Raw genomic sequence first — 15,018 nt, forward strand, 5'->3', positions numbered from 1 at the left:
ATGTTGCTACAGAGACATCAATGTTTCAACGACCAGAAGATCTTTTCTGCCAGACCTTGCGAAATACCCGGCACTTTTGCAATTTCCTCGACGCTGGCGTTACGTAAACCTTGCAAACCGCCCATATATTTCAACAACATTTGCCGACGTTTTGGCCCGACGCCTTCAATGGTTTCCAGGGAACTGGTATTTTTGACCTTCGCCCGTTTTTTGCGGTGCCCGCCAATCGCGTGATCGTGTGATTCGTCGCGAATATGTTGGATAACATGCAGCGCGGGAGAATCTGGCGGCAAACTGAATCCCTCACCTTCCGGCTCAAAGAACAGCGTTTCCAACCCAGCCTTCCTATCTGCTCCTTTGGCAACGCCAAGTAGCAGCGGATGATTTTTATCCCATGAGACATCCAGTTCGGCGAAGACATTTTTCGCCTGTGCAAGCTGGCCTTTGCCGCCGTCGATAAGGATCACATCCGGGATCTTACTGTCGTCGATGGCTTTACCATAACGCCGACGCAGCACCTGATTCATCGCCGCATAATCATCGCCCGGCGTAATGCCAGTAATGTTATAACGCCGATACTCCGCACGCAGCGGGCCGTTAGCATCAAATACCACACAGGAGGCGACGGTTTGTTCACCCATGGTATGGCTGATGTCAAAGCACTCCATCCGCTTCACTTCCGGCAATTTCAACACGCTGGCAAGCGCGGTCAGTCGCTGGTGAACGGTAGATTGCTGCGAAAGTTTGCTGGTTAAGGCCGTCGCCGCATTGGTGCGCGCGAGTTTCAGATAACGCGCCCGATCGCCGCGAGGTTTAGTTTGAACATTAATCTTGCGTCCCGCCAGTTCTGAAAGGGAATCGGCGAGTAGCGTTTTATCGCTAAGATTAAAATCGAGCAGGATCTCACCCGGTAAGGTGCGCATCTGGCTGCCTTGTAAATAGAACTGACCTACGAAGGTTTCCACCACCTCGCTCAGTTCCGTACCGCCCGGCACTTTCGGGAAATAGCTGCGGCTGCCGAGCACTTTACCCTGACGAATGAACAATACGTGGACACAAGCCATGCCCGCATCGAACGCCACACCAATAACGTCAAGGTCGTCGCCGGTATTGGACACAAACTGTTTTTCGGTGACGCGTCGCACCGCCTGAATTTGGTCGCGAATACGTGCCGCTTCTTCAAACTCCAGATTCTGGCTGGCAGTTTCCATACGGCTAATGAGTTGCGTAAGCACCTGATCATCTTTGCCAGACAAAAACAGGCGCACATACTCGACCTGCTGAGCGTATTCTTCTTCACTCACCAGTCCTTCAACGCACGGTCCCAGACAGCGCCCTATCTGATATTGCAGACACGGACGCGAGCGATTGCGATAAACACTATTTTCGCACTGGCGAATGGGGAATATCTTTTGCAGTAACGCCAGTGTTTCACGTACGGCATAGCCATTCGGGAACGGGCCGAAATATTCACCTTTGGCATGCTTCGCACCACGATGCATCGCCAGACGCGGGTGGGTATCGCCACTCAGGAAGATAAAAGGATAAGATTTATCATCGCGTAGCAAAACGTTGTAACGCGGCTGATAGAGTTTGATGTAGTTGTGTTCCAGCAACAGCGCTTCGGTTTCTGTATGAGTAACCGTTACATCAATTTGCTGGATCTGGGCGACCAGCGCTTCGGTTTTGCGCGAAGCGAGGTTGCTACGGAAATAGCTGGAAAGCCGTTTTTTCAGGTCTTTCGCTTTGCCGACATAGATAACCGTACCACCAGCATCGTACATGCGATAAACGCCTGGCTGGCTGGTTACGGTTTTTAAAAACGCTTTTGCGTCAAACTGATCACTCACTGACTTGATAATGTCTCCGCATTACACAGACCATGGCGAATTGCCAGGTGAGTCAGCTCAACATCGCCATGAATGTTTAGTTTACTGAACATACGATAGCGGTAGCTGTTCACCGTTTTCGGACTGAGATTGAGCTGTTCTGAGATCTCATTGACCTTCTGGCCCTTGGTGATCATCAGCATAATCTGCAATTCACGTTCAGACAAACTGGCAAATGGGCTTTCTGTTTTTTCTGGTTCGATCTGGCTTAACGCCATTTGTTGAGCGATGTCAGAAGCAATGTAACGCTGCCCTGAATAGACAGAACGGATCGCACTCACGACTTCCTGCGGAGCCGCGCCTTTGCTGAGGTAGCCCGCAGCACCGGCCTGCATGACTTTCGCTGGTAAAGGGTTTTCTGTATGGACCGTAAGCATGATGATTTTCACATCAGCTGTGGAACGCGCGATTTTACGCGTCGCCTCAAGACCGCCAATGCCCGGCATACTCATGTCCATTAGCACCACGTCAACGGCATTTGCCCGGCACCACTTAACGGCGTCTTCACCGCACGATGCCTCACCGACGACTTTTATACCCTTTATATCTTCCAGAATGCGTCGTATCCCTGCGCGCACCAGTTCGTGGTCATCAACAAGTAGAACGTTGATCAAAGGAATATCTCCAGAAATAGGGATAACGCTACTGATAGTTAGTCATTCGTATATTAGCGGTTTTTATTGCAACTTTGAAACGTTAAAAATGGTGGGTATTCGATTTTTCTCTCGTTTTTGTCAATTCGATTGTCCACAGTTATGGTCACGCCCGTCACCAACGGCTTACCGGATCGTTTCACAGTAAGCCCTGCGACGAAATGTGACAAAAATTACCTTTATTCAGCAAAAATGAAAATCAGCCCGCTGAATATGTAACATTAATTAACCCGAACAATACGGGCAAAAAACATTCATGATAAAAATATTTATTGGTCATTATATTAACGCATTTAATAGCACCGTTGACGGCACGCTCAAAAAACAACCACTGCTATTTTTAGCAAAGCTTATGGTATACTCCGCCGCCTTAACATTTTTCACCGCAAATTTTCATTGCAACATGACGAGGAAAATAAATGAGTACGCCTGATTTTTCTACTGCCGAGAATAATCAAGAACTGGCAAATGAAGTCTCCTGCCTGAAAGCGATGCTGACGCTGATGCTGCAGGCGATGGGACAAGCTGACGCGGGCCGCGTGATGTTAAAGATGGAAAAACAGCTTGCGCTGATCGAAGACGAAACCCAGGCTGCAGTATTTTCCAAAACGGTTAAGCAAATTAAACAAGCCTACCGTCAGTAATATAAAACCGGCTGAGAGCGTGCCTTTCAGCCGGTTTTTGCATCTGGCACGCAGAAAGAAAAGCGATCAAATTAAGCCAGTAGCGGCCGCGTAACAGGCAACCTGGGTCTTATTCGGTGCATTGATTTTTTTCTGCATGTTTTTCTGATGGAAATTGACCGTATTCTCAGAGATTGACAAAATCATCGCTATCTCTGCTGATGTCTTCCCTTCCGCCGTCCATTTCAGAATTTCTTTTTCGCGCTTGCTGAAATTCATCTCTGGCGTCATCACTATTTCATCATTTAAACGCATCAGAGCCATCAGACTTTCGCGCACCAGTAACTGCATTTTTAATTGCAGTTCATCACTAAGAATGGGTATTTCGCGCGCGCTGCAACGGGAAAAGGACAAAAAGCCCAGCGCCCGGTTTGGCAGCATTAAATACTGGGTGACACCACGGCGTAAACCGTGTGCGCGCGCGGCTTCCCATAACGGCTGTGCTTCGCTGAATAAGTCATCATTCCACATTAAATGGCCCTGACTAAAGTTTTCAGGGTTCAGCACAGGATCAATTGCGAGAAAGTTTTTTGCCTGATAATAACTCACCCACGCCTCAGGGTAATTGGTGTAGAAAGCTACTTTAGGTCGCGTGAATGGTACCGGGTGGCGAACACATAACGAATAGTAATCGTACTCCAGCTGCTGAGCCTGAAGCTCTATTTCATGGTAGACCTCTTCTGCGGCCTCCATCCTCTGAAAACGCAACAGCATCGTGCGACGCCAGCTGAAAAAATCCGTATCCTGCATAGTAAACCGCAACGCCCCTGAGAGTGAGTATCATTTATAATGATAATTCAAACTATCACATAAATAAGATTTATATATAATTTATATTATTCAGACAATGAATTACTTTTGCAAGCCATCGCATTCTCTTATGTTATTAATGAGTTATGCTGATTTGTTAAGCAGTTTTATCACGTTTGAAGTGGCGTCCCGCCCCGACTGGTAAATCGTCGGGGCTGATTTTTTCTTATTATTGCAGCAGAAACTTCTCGAGGAACTGGCGGGTGCGAGGCAGCTGAGGATCGGCAAATAACGCTTTTGCGGCCCTCTGCTCGACTATCCGCCCCTGGTCCATAAAGATCGCCCGGTCCGCAACATCCCGGGCAAAGCTCATTTCGTGCGTCACAATCACCATCGTGCGCTTTTCCTGCGCCAGCTGACGGATGGTGTTCAGGACTTCGCCCACCAGCTCTGGATCCAGCGCCGACGTTGGCTCGTCAAACAAAATCACCTCAGGACGCATAGCCAGCGCTCGCGCAATCGCGACACGCTGCTGTTGACCGCCAGACAAACGACGTGGATAGCTGGTTTCTTTACCGGCCAGCCCAACTTTCGCCAACAGCTCGCGAGCGCGCGCCGTGGCCTCTTCTTTCGGTTCGCCTTTGACGATCACCAGCCCTTCAATAATGTTTTCCAGCACCGTACGATGCGGAAACAAATTAAAGTTCTGGAAGACAAACCCGACGTGCTGACGCAACTGGCGAATCAGCGATTTTTGCTGACTTAATGAACGTGCAGTATCAATGGTGATATCGCCAACGGTGATGGTTCCCGCTTCCGGTTGTTCCAGCAGATTTATGCTGCGTAGCAACGTGGTTTTGCCGGAACCACTCGGACCGATAATTGCCACTACTTCGCCAGGCTTCACCTCAAGGTCGATACCGTGCAGCACCGTCTGACCGTGGAATTTTTTCACCAGGTTCTTAACTTCAATGGCACTCATTTTGGTTCTCTCTCCTGGCGATTAAGTTGATTCTCAAAATGGTTCTGCAACGTCGATAACACTGTCGCCATGATCCAGTAGATGAGCGAAGCCGCCAGGTACATGGTGAACACCTCCAGCGTACGCGAGGTAATCAACTGCGCCTGACGGAACAGCTCCGGCACCTGGATTGTCGCGGCCAGCGATGTATCTTTTACCAGGCTGATAAAGCTGTTCGACAGTGGCGGCAACGCCACCCGCGCCGCCTGCGGCAAAATCGCGCGACGCATGGTTTGCCACGGCGTCATACCAATACTGGCAGCAGCTTCCCACTGACCTTTATCAATAGAAGAAATGGCGGCGCGCAGCGTTTCGGCAGCATAGGCGGCAGTGTTTAGCGACAGACCAATCATTGCTGACGGAATGGGATCTAGTTCGATGCCAAACTGCGGCAAGCCGTAATAGATCATAAACAGTTGTGCGATGAGTGGCGTACCACGAAAAATAGAGATATAAAAACGCGCCAGCCAGCGCACGGGCCAGATTGGCGAAAGGCGCATCAGCGCGAGAATAAACCCTAGCAGTAAGCCAAAAAACATGCCGCCGATACTGAGTTGCAGCGTATACCCAGCCCCTTTCAGCAGGAACGGCAAGGAATCAATAACCAGTTGTATACTTTCTTGCATGAGCGTTTCCGGAGCTAAACGTGGGGATGATAGGCGAACAGCGCAGGCGCGCCGCCGGTATGAATAAACAGAATCGGCCCTTCATCTTTGAAGCGTTTCTGACTGATACCGTCAATCAGCCCCGCCATCGCTTTTCCGGTATACACAGGATCAAGCAGAATGCCTTCCAGCCGCGCCAGCAATTTCACTGCTTCCATGCCTTCGTCGTTCGGCACGCCGTAGCCAGGTGCAAAATAGTCATCCCAGAGTAAAATTTCCGCTGATGCGGTCAGCTCCAGTTCTTTCGCAATCGCCTGTTGGAGGTTAACCACTTTCGGCAATTGATCGGCAACGGAACGCGACACGGTCACGCCAATCAGTTCGCTTTCAGGCATCAGGTGTTCCAGCCCAACAGCCAGTCCGGCGTGAGTTCCGGCACTGCCCGATGCGACCACCACCGACGAAATATTAACCGCCCCTTCACACTGTTGCGCGATTTCCAGCGCACTCTCCACATAACCCAGCGCACCCAAAGCATTAGAACCGCCAACCGGAATGACATACGGGCGAAAGCCTTGTGCTTCGACTCGCGTCGCCAGCTCCTCCAGTTGGGCATTGGGATCGGTCAGTGCGTCGCACATTTCAATCTGGGTATTGAACAGATCCAGCAACAAACGATTGCCGTTGGTTAAATAGTTTTCTGCGGTTGTGCCAATAGGATTTTCCAGCAGCGCCACGCAGTGCAGACCGAGTTTCGCAGCGACTGCGGCAGTCTGGCGCACATGGTTAGACTGGATCGCCCCGGCAGTAATCAGCGTATCGGCACCTTCGCGCAGAGCATCTGCCGCAAGAAATTCCAGCTTACGTAATTTATTGCCGCCCATTGCCATGGGTGTGACGTCATCCCGTTTGATGAAAATTTCCCGTCCAAGATAATCAGAAAAGCGCGGCAGATATTCGAGCGGCGTTGGCGCGCCGATAAACTCCAACCGTGGAAAACGGGTTAAATTATGCAGTGGCATAACAGCCTCCGATGTGTGTTGTTGTGATTTTCTTATTATGCACGCTGAAAACGCGTAAATAAAAAAGGCGCTAGTGAAAGCGCCCTTTTTTGTCATTATGCTGATTATTTGGTCACATCAGCACCAAACCATTTTTCAGAAAGGGCTTGCAGAGTGCCATCTTTTTGCATTTCCGCAATTGCATCATTCACCGCTTTCAGCAGGTCTTCATTTCCTTTACGCAGCGCTACGCCAGACTCCTGACGGGAGAATGCTTCACCGGTTACTGCCAGCGTATCGTTGGTTTTCTTCACCAGATCCAGCGCAGCCAGACGGTCAACGAGGATCGCATCGATACGGCCTACGCGCAGATCCTGATATTTGGTCGGGTCATCATCATAGGTACGCACATCGACGCCCTGAACATTCTGACGCAGCCACTCTTCATAGTTGGTGCCCAGACCGACACCCACTTTTTTGCCTTTCAGATCATCAGCCGTTTTAATGCTGCCTTCGTTACCTTTTTTCACCAGCGCCTGAATACCGGAAATGGTGTACGGGGTAGAGAAATCGTATTTTTTCTTGCGCTCGTCAGAAATAGTGACCTGGTTAATCACCACATCAATGCGTTTAGAGTCCAGCGACGCCAGCATACCGTCCCATTTGGTCGGTTTTAGTGACGCCTCAACGCCAAGATGTTTTGCCAGCTGTTGGGCGAATTCCACTTCAAAACCGGTTAATTTGCCGTCATCCCCCTGAAAACTGAACGGCGGATAAGTTCCTTCCAGCCCTACGAGCAGCGTACCGCGCTCTTTAACTTTATTAAGCAGACCTTCATCTGCAAAACTTTTAACGCTCATGCCCGCAACCAGCGCCACGGCCATCACACCCATCAATGCCTGACGTCCCAGATGTGCTAATTTCATATTCACCCCGAATGTTGTTATGTCTGTTTGCAGTGTAGAGCCATTGTTTGTAAACACAAAAACAACTCCGCTACATCTTATTCTTATTTAATATATATCAGAAGCAGGCAGGCTGGAGGATTTCTGCACAAGTCCGGTACACGTTTGACGCTGATAGTGTTGATACTTCCGTAATGCGATGCGGTAATTGTTGGTGCTGGTGGTGGGCAGCCACGGGGCGAGGATTTCATCAAGGAAACCACCCTGCAGCTGTTCGAGGGAAATATTTTGCTCGTGTAGATGATTCCCCAAACGGCGCAGACGAACGACATATTCACGCACCGTACCTGGGCTCATTTCAGTTTGCTCAAAAAGAAATTGCTTAAAGCCGATAATATCGAAAAAATCACTCTGTGTTTTGCAATGTAAATCACCGCAGAATCGGCACAATGCCGCCCATGATTTTTGTTCCACTTGCCAGCCATTTTCATCAAGCAGCATGTCCAGGCGGGAAATCTCGATTTTATTCACTATTTTGCCGTCGCGAACGAGGGTAATGCGGTCGAGTAATTTACGGCAATGCGCGCAATGGGTCTGGCTGTGTTTAAAGTCTTTAAGATAGCGGCTTAATGGCCGTCTTTTCAGGTGCTGCACCATCATTAAGAACTCCTGGTAGTCAAAGTTAAAGTGCGGCATTTACTGACGTTATAACTTACCCAGTTTAGTGCGTAACCGTTTAATGGCCTGGCTGTGTAACTGACTGACCCGCGATTCCCCGACCTCCAGCACCGCACCAATCTCTTTGAGATTCAGCTCTTCCTGGTAATAGAGGGTTAATACCAGTTTTTCGCGCTCAGGCAACGTTTCGATGGCTTCCATCACCCGCTGGCGCAGATTACTGTCCAGCAGTTGTTGTAGCGGGTTTTCTCGCTGATGATCATCAGTAACCAGTTCGATGCTATCGCCGTGCTCTTCGCGCCACTCATCGTAGGAGAAGAGCTGGCTGTTATTGGTGTCGAGCAACATTTGGCGATAGTCGGCAATATCGATCCCTAAACGTTCCGCTACCTCAGTTTCCGTGGCGTTGCGGCCAAGTTCCTGCTCCAGTTGCCCTATTGCCTGTGCCACTTCACGCGCGTTGCGTCGCACGCTGCGCGGCACCCAGTCACGGCTGCGAAGTTCATCCAGCATAGCGCCACGGATACGCTGCACTGCGTAAGTTGTAAATGCCGTTCCTTGTAGGGCGTCATAGCGTTCGACGGCATTAAGTAACCCAATGCCGCCCGCCTGTAGCAGATCGTCAAGTTCCACGCTCGCGGGCAGTCGAACCTGCAGGCGCAATGCTTCGTGACGCACCAGCGGGACATAACGCTGCCACAGCGAGTGTTTATCCATTACACCTTCAGCGGTATAGAGTGAATTCACGATAAACAGCCCTGCGTTATATGAGTTATCGGCATGATTATCCGTTTCTGCAGGGTTTTTAATCGGACGATTAGTGGGTGAAATGAGGGGTTATTTGAGGGTTACCGGTAAATTGCGGACTGAAAAAACCCCGCCGGTGGCGGGGAACACGTTGCTGACAAATTACGCTTCATGTTGCCGGATGCGGCGTGAACGCCTTATCTGGCCTACAAAAATATGCAAATTCAATAAATTGCAATTCACCTTGTAGGCCTGATAAGCGCAGCGCATCAGGCAATTTGGCGTTGCCGTCAGTCTCAGTTAATCAGGTTACGACGATTAACCCTGCAGCAGAGACAGAACCTGCTGCGGTACCTGGTTAGCTTTTGCCAGCACGGAGTTACCGGCCTGCTGGATGATCTGCGCTTTCGACATGTTGGACACTTCGGTCGCATAGTCGGCGTCCTGAATACGGGACTGCGCTTCAGACAGGTTGGTAGTGGTGTTGTTCAGGTTAGTCACCGCAGAATCCAGACGGTTCTGGATAGCACCCAGGGATGAACGGAATTTGTCGATGGAGCTGATAGCGTCGTCCAGGGCAGCCAGAGGATCTTTGGTTGCAGTGCCTGCACTGGTGGTTTCAGTGGTCAGTTTACCTGTAGAGTTAACATAAGCCTGTGCCCCAACAGTAGCTGCAAATTTACCAGTTGCACCTGCGCCATTTGAAGCTACAGTTACTGTACCGGTATCCTTATCGACGTTGTAGTTGATAGTGTAAGATGCGGTTGTGGTGAGCTCTTTGTCTGCATCAGTATAGGTGTCATTCGAATTACCAGCACCATTAGTATTCGCACCACCGAAAGACGCAGTTGCAGACTGAATACCTGTATTATACTTAATTGTCGCACCAGTAACTGCTGTGTTAGCCGTTGCAGCACTCTGTACTGTGCTCAGAACAGTATCAGCACTTACCGTTTTGGTGTAGGTTACGCCAGAAGTTGCCGCAGCACCAAAGTTATAAGTTGTGCCAGACAGCTGGATAGAACCAGTTGTCGCTAAAGTACTACCGCTAGCAAACAGATCGGACAATTTCGCTGAAGATGCAATGCCGGCGTTGTTTGTAGATAGGTTACCAGTGGCGTCCAGGTACGCGGCTTTACCACCGATGGTCACATCGCCATTAGCATCTACATCAAACTTCACATCACCAGTACTACGAGTATAAACACCTGATGCAGTAGTGCCAGCCGCTGGTTTCAGAGTATTTGCAAAGTTAACAACATCACCATCTGCAACTGTTGCTTGAGTGGTGAAGTTCCCTTTAGCCGCATCATAAGTATAGGTCGCAGCACTCGAGCCAGTAGTAGTAACTGTATCTCCGGTTTTCAGGCGAGACAGTGCATCGCTAGCGCTGAGAGCTGTATTGTTTGTGGTCACAGCATAAGGACCTGTTCCCGTTGCACCAGCAGCGGTCAGATCGCTGACTGTAGCAGCTTTGTTCGCAATAGTACCTTTGCCGTTAACGTTAAACCCATTCAGCCCCAGCGTATCAGAGTCAATTTTCTTCAGATCAATAGTGATAGTCTGGCCGTCATTCGCACCAACCTGAATTTTCATCGAACCGTCTTTTGCCAGTACGTTCACGCCGTTGAACTGGGTCTGGCCGGATACGCGGTCAATTTCGTCGAGACGGGATTTGATTTCGTCCTGGATGGAGTCCAGGTCAGAATCGGAGTTAGTCCCTGTAGTGGCCTGAACCGTCAGTTCACGAATACGCTGTAAGTTGTTGTTGATTTCGGACAGCGCGCCTTCAGTGGTCTGCGCAACAGAAATACCGTCGTTGGCGTTACGTGCAGCCTGAGTCAGGCCTTTAATGTTAGAAGTAAAACGGTTAGCAATCGCCTGACCCGCTGCGTCATCCTTCGCGCTGTTAATACGCAAGCCAGAAGACAGACGCTCGATAGAACTCGACAGCGCAGACTGGTTCTTGTTGATATTATTTTGAGTGATCAGCGAGAGGCTGTTGGTATTAATGACTTGTGCCATGATTCGTTATCCTATATTGCAAGTCGTTGATTACGTATTGGGTTTCCACCCGTCGGCTCAATCGCCGTCAACCCTGTTATCGTCTGTCGTAAAACAACCTTTAGAATTTTTTTCACAAACAGCCATTTTTTGTTAATCGCCGAAATACTCTTTTCTCTGCCCCTTATTCCCGCTATTAAAAAAAACAATTAAACGTAAACTTTGCGCAATTCAGGCCGATAACCCCGGTATTCGTTTTACGTGTCGAAAGATAAAAGGAAATCGCATGGCAAGTATTTCATCGCTGGGAGTCGGGTCAGGTCTGGATTTAAGTTCAATCCTCGATAGCCTCACCGCCGCGCAAAAAGCGACGCTAACCCCTATTTCAAATCAGCAATCGTCGTTTACCGCTAAACTTAGCGCCTACGGTACGCTGAAAAGCGCGTTGACGACTTTCCAGACCGCCAATACTGCATTGTCTAAAGCCGATCTTTTTTCCGCCACCAGCACTACCAGCAGCACCACCGCGTTCAGTGCCACCACCGCGGGTAACGCCATCGCCGGGAAATACACCATCAGCGTCAGCCATCTGGCGCAGGCGCAAACCCTGACCACGCGCACCACCAGAGACGATACGAAAACGGCGATCGCCACTAGCGACAGCAAACTCACCATTCAACAAGGCGGCGACAAAGATCCGATTACCATTGATATCAGCGCGGCTAACTCATCGTTAAGCGGGATCCGTGATGCCATCAACAACGCAAAAGCAGGCGTAAGCGCAAGCATCATTAACGTGGGTAACGGTGAATATCGTCTGTCAGTCACATCAAATGACACCGGCCTTGATAATGCGATGACACTCTCGGTCAGCGGTGATGATGCGCTACAAAGTTTTATGGGCTATGACGCCAGTGCCAGCAGCAACGGTATGGAGGTCTCGGTCGCCGCCCAGAATGCGCAGCTGACGGTCAACAACGTCGCCATTGAGAACAGCAACAACACAATCAGCGACGCGCTGGAAAACATCACCCTGAACCTGAACGATGTCACCACGGGCAACCAGACGCTAACCATCACTCAGGACACCTCCAAAGCGCAAACGGCGATTAAAGACTGGGTGAATGCCTATAACTCGCTAATAGATACCTTCAGCAGCCTGACCAAATACACCGCCGTAGATGCGGGAGCTGATAGCCAGAGTTCTAGCAATGGCGCACTGCTCGGCGACTCCACGTTGCGGACGATTCAGACGCAGTTGAAATCGATGCTGAGTAATACCGTTAGTTCTTCCAATTATAAAACATTGGCGCAGATTGGTATCACGACCGATCCCAGCGATGGCAAACTGGAACTGGATGCCGACAAACTCACCGCTGCATTGAAAAAAGATGCCAGCGGCGTAGGTGCATTGATTGTTGGCGATGGTAAAAAAACCGGCATCACGACCACCATCGGCAGCAACCTGACCAGTTGGCTTTCGACAACGGGCATTATTAAAGCCGCTACCGATGGCGTTAGTAAGACCCTGAATAAGTTAACTAAAGACTACAACGCCGCCAGCGATCGCATTGATGCGCAGGTCGCTCGCTACAAAGAACAATTTACCCAACTGGACGTTTTAATGACCTCGTTAAACAGCACCAGCAGCTACTTAACGCAGCAGTTCGAAAACAACAGTAATTCCAAGTAATCAATATTCATCGGGAGACAGGTCATGTACGCGGCAAAAGGCACCCAGGCCTATGCACAAATTGGCGTCGAAAGCGCCGTAATGAGCGCCAGCCAGCAACAGCTGGTCACCATGCTATTTGATGGAGTGCTGAGCGCACTGGTTAGAGCGCGCCTGTTTATGCAGGACAACAATCAGCAAGGCAAAGGCGTCTCTTTGTCAAAAGCGATCAACATCATTGAGAACGGGCTGCGGGTGAGTCTTGATGAAGAGAGCAAAGACGAACTAACCCAAAACTTGATTGCTCTTTATAGCTATATGGTCAGGCGCTTGCTGCAAGCCAATTTACGCAACGATGTCTCCGCAGTCGAAGAAGTGGAAGCATTAATGCGTAATATTGCCGATGCCTGGAAAGAGTCGTTACTCTCCCCTTCTTTGATTCAGGACCCAGTCTGATGAACCATGCACCGCATTTGTATTTCGCCTGGCAACAACTCGTCGAAAAAAGCCAGCTCATGTTACGCCTGGCAACGGAAGAACAATGGGACGAACTCATCGCCAGCGAAATGGCGTATGTGAATGCGGTGCAGGAGATTGCACATCTGACTGAAGAGATTGATCCGTCCACCACGATGCAGGAGCAACTCCGCCCGATGCTGCGCCTGATTCTCGACAACGAAAGCAGGGTAAAGCAGTTATTGCAGATTCGGATGGATGAACTGGCGAAACTGGTCGGTCAGTCATCGGTGCAAAAATCGGTGTTAAGTGCCTATGGCGATCAGGGCGGCTTTGTGCTGGCTCCGCAGGATAACCTCTTTTGAATCTTAACGAGCCGATGGCTCGCGAATAATCCGATTACGGCTACGCTTCTAATGTTCCCCTTGAATGGAGTCGAAGAATGCGTAATCCCACGCTGTTACAATGTTTTCACTGGTATTACCCGGAAGGCGGTAAGCTCTGGCCTGAACTGGCCGAGCGCGCCGACGGTTTTAATGATATTGGTATCAATATGGTCTGGTTGCCGCCCGCCTATAAAGGCGCATCGGGCGGGTACTCGGTCGGCTACGACTCCTATGATTTATTTGATTTAGGCGAGTTTGATCAGAAAGGCAGCATCCCTACTAAATATGGCGATAAAGCACAACTGCTGGCCGCCATTGACGCCCTGAAACGCAATGACATTGCGGTGCTACTGGACGTGGTAGTCAACCACAAAATGGGGGCGGATGAAAAAGAAGCTATTCGCGTGCAACGTGTAAATGCTGATGACCGTACGCAAATTGACGAAGAAATCATTGAGTGCGAAGGCTGGACGCGTTACACCTTCCCCGCGCGTGCCGGGCAATACTCGCAGTTTATCTGGGATTTCAAATGTTTTAGCGGTATCGACCATATCGAAAACCCTGATGAAGATGGCATTTTTAAAATTGTTAACGACTACACCGGCGAAGGCTGGAACGATCAGGTTGATGATGAACTCGGTAATTTCGATTACCTGATGGGCGAGAATATCGATTTTCGCAATCATGCCGTGACGGAAGAGATTAAATACTGGGCGCGCTGGGTAATGGAACAAACACAATGCGACGGTTTTCGTCTTGATGCGGTCAAACATATTCCAGCCTGGTTTTATAAAGAGTGGATCGAACACGTACAGGAAGTTGCGCCAAAGCCGCTGTTTATTGTGGCGGAATACTGGTCGCATGAAGTTGATAAGCTGCAAACGTATATTGATCAGGTGGAAGGCAAAACCATGCTGTTCGATGCGCCGCTGCAGATGAAATTCCATGAAGCATCGCGCATGGGACGCGACTACGACATGACGCAGATTTTCACTGGGACGCTGGTGGAAGCCGATCCTTTTCACGCCGTAACCCTCGTTGCCAACCACGACACCCAACCGTTGCAAGCCCTCGAAGCGCCGGTCGAACCGTGGTTTAAACCGCTGGCGTACGCCCTAATTTTGTTGCGGGAAAATGGCGTTCCTTCGGTGTTCTATCCGGATCTCTACGGTGCACATTACGAAGATGTCGGTGGTGACGGGCAAACCTATCCGATAGATATGCCAATAATCGAACAACTTGATGAGTTAATTCTCGCCCGTCAGCGTTTCGCCCACGGTGTACAGACGTTATTTTTCGACCATCCGAACTGCATTGCCTTTAGCCGCAGTGGCACCGACGAATATCCCGGCTGCGTGGTGGTCATGTCGAACGGAGATGATGGCGAAAAAACCATTAATTTAGGAGAGAATTACGGCAATAAAACCTGGCGTGATTTTCTGGGGAATCGGCAAGAGAGCGTAGTGACCGACGAAAACGGCGAAGCGACCTTCTTTTGCAACGGCGGCAGCGTTAGCGTGTGGGTTATCGAAGAGGTGATTTAAATTCATCCCCGGCGGCAAGCCGGG

The 15,018-nt window shown here is 49.9% G+C and carries 17 protein-coding genes; 7 read left to right on the top strand and 10 right to left on the bottom strand.

All coding sequences use genetic code 11. The annotated features are described in order from the left end of the window. Positions 1-17: 17 nt before the first annotated feature. Together uvrC and uvrY are read right to left on the bottom strand one after the other, a co-directional pair. A complete protein-coding gene (uvrC, locus tag QUE34_RS11815) occupies positions 18-1,850 on the bottom strand; it encodes an excinuclease ABC subunit UvrC (RefSeq protein WP_001283421.1) in 1,833 nt (610 codons plus the stop codon). Next, positions 1,847-2,503, bottom strand: a complete 657-nt coding sequence (gene uvrY, locus QUE34_RS11820) for a UvrY/SirA/GacA family response regulator transcription factor (RefSeq protein ID WP_000611328.1) — start codon at positions 2,501-2,503, stop codon at positions 1,847-1,849. Before uvrY ends, uvrC begins: the two co-directional genes overlap by 4 nt. Before the next feature lie 141 nt (positions 2,504-2,644). Between uvrY and QUE34_RS28445 the strand changes: the two genes are divergently transcribed. Genes QUE34_RS28445 through yecF form a run of 3 tightly spaced genes read left to right on the top strand, consistent with a single transcriptional unit; the run spans position 2,645 to position 3,186 of the window. After that, positions 2,645-2,761: a hypothetical protein gene (locus tag QUE34_RS28445; RefSeq protein WP_001302039.1), complete on the top strand. Its 117-nt coding sequence runs from the start codon at positions 2,645-2,647 to the stop codon at positions 2,759-2,761. A gap of 37 nt (positions 2,762-2,798) precedes the next feature. Next, a complete protein-coding gene (yecU, locus tag QUE34_RS11825) occupies positions 2,799-2,975 on the top strand; it encodes a protein YecU (RefSeq protein ID WP_001302050.1) in 177 nt (58 codons plus the stop codon). Continuing rightward, on the top strand, positions 2,962-3,186 hold the full coding sequence (gene yecF, locus QUE34_RS11830) for a DUF2594 family protein YecF (protein ID WP_000106474.1): 225 nt from the start codon (positions 2,962-2,964) through the stop codon (positions 3,184-3,186). The genes yecU and yecF overlap by 14 nt, the downstream gene beginning before the upstream one ends. 66 nt (positions 3,187-3,252) lie before the next feature. On the opposite strand, the gene sdiA is transcribed toward yecF, so the two are convergent. From sdiA to QUE34_RS11870, 8 genes are all read right to left on the bottom strand, one after another. Beyond that, positions 3,253-3,975: a quorum-sensing transcriptional regulator SdiA gene (sdiA, locus tag QUE34_RS11835; RefSeq protein ID WP_001154267.1), complete on the bottom strand. Its 723-nt coding sequence runs from the start codon at positions 3,973-3,975 to the stop codon at positions 3,253-3,255. Positions 3,976-4,204: 229 nt separating this feature from the next. Continuing rightward, positions 4,205-4,957, bottom strand: coding sequence for an L-cystine ABC transporter ATP-binding protein TcyN (gene tcyN, locus QUE34_RS11840; RefSeq protein WP_105268805.1), 753 nt, complete (start codon positions 4,955-4,957; stop codon positions 4,205-4,207). Next, complete coding sequence (gene tcyL, locus QUE34_RS11845) at positions 4,954-5,622, bottom strand: cystine ABC transporter permease (RefSeq protein ID WP_001158220.1); 669 nt, start codon at positions 5,620-5,622, stop codon at positions 4,954-4,956. Before tcyL ends, tcyN begins: the two co-directional genes overlap by 4 nt. A gap of 14 nt (positions 5,623-5,636) precedes the next feature. Continuing rightward, positions 5,637-6,623: a D-cysteine desulfhydrase gene (gene dcyD, locus QUE34_RS11850; RefSeq protein WP_001128215.1), complete on the bottom strand. Its 987-nt coding sequence runs from the start codon at positions 6,621-6,623 to the stop codon at positions 5,637-5,639. A 104-nt stretch (positions 6,624-6,727) separates the two neighbouring features. After that, a complete protein-coding gene (gene tcyJ / locus QUE34_RS11855) occupies positions 6,728-7,528 on the bottom strand; it encodes a cystine ABC transporter substrate-binding protein (protein WP_001353139.1) in 801 nt (266 codons plus the stop codon). 87 nt (positions 7,529-7,615) lie between these two features. Then, complete coding sequence (gene fliZ / locus QUE34_RS11860) at positions 7,616-8,167, bottom strand: flagella biosynthesis regulatory protein FliZ (protein ID WP_032303260.1); 552 nt, start codon at positions 8,165-8,167, stop codon at positions 7,616-7,618. Between the two features lie 45 nt (positions 8,168-8,212). Continuing rightward, the gene (gene fliA / locus QUE34_RS11865; protein ID WP_001087467.1) at positions 8,213-8,932 is read right to left on the bottom strand and encodes an RNA polymerase sigma factor FliA; all 720 of its coding nucleotides are present in this window, start codon (positions 8,930-8,932) and stop codon (positions 8,213-8,215) included. Positions 8,933-9,250: 318 nt separating this feature from the next. After that, positions 9,251-10,957 (bottom strand): FliC/FljB family flagellin, encoded by a 1,707-nt coding sequence (locus QUE34_RS11870; protein WP_000079725.1) that lies wholly within the window; start codon positions 10,955-10,957, stop codon positions 9,251-9,253. Between the two features lie 265 nt (positions 10,958-11,222). Here QUE34_RS11870 and fliD point away from each other — a divergent pair, with 265 nt between their 5' ends. From fliD to amyA, 4 genes are all read left to right on the top strand, one after another. Next, positions 11,223-12,629, top strand: a complete 1,407-nt coding sequence (fliD, locus tag QUE34_RS11875; protein ID WP_032303262.1) for a flagellar filament capping protein FliD — start codon at positions 11,223-11,225, stop codon at positions 12,627-12,629. A 24-nt stretch (positions 12,630-12,653) separates the two neighbouring features. Then, entirely contained in the window at positions 12,654-13,064 is a 411-nt protein-coding gene (fliS, locus tag QUE34_RS11880; RefSeq protein WP_000270663.1) for a flagellar export chaperone FliS, read from the top strand. Then, positions 13,064-13,429 carry a flagella biosynthesis regulatory protein FliT gene (gene fliT, locus QUE34_RS11885; protein ID WP_001015026.1) on the top strand — a complete coding sequence of 122 codons (366 nt, stop codon included), beginning with the start codon at positions 13,064-13,066 and terminating at the stop codon, positions 13,427-13,429. Before fliS ends, fliT begins: the two co-directional genes overlap by 1 nt. Positions 13,430-13,506: 77 nt before the next feature. After that, a complete protein-coding gene (amyA, locus tag QUE34_RS11890; protein ID WP_001245704.1) occupies positions 13,507-14,994 on the top strand; it encodes an alpha-amylase in 1,488 nt (495 codons plus the stop codon). Positions 14,995-15,018: the final 24 nt, after the last annotated feature.

The sequence above is a fragment of the Escherichia sp. KS167_9B genome, assembly GCF_030295215.1.
Lineage (GTDB): Bacteria > Pseudomonadota > Gammaproteobacteria > Enterobacterales > Enterobacteriaceae > Escherichia > Escherichia coli_F.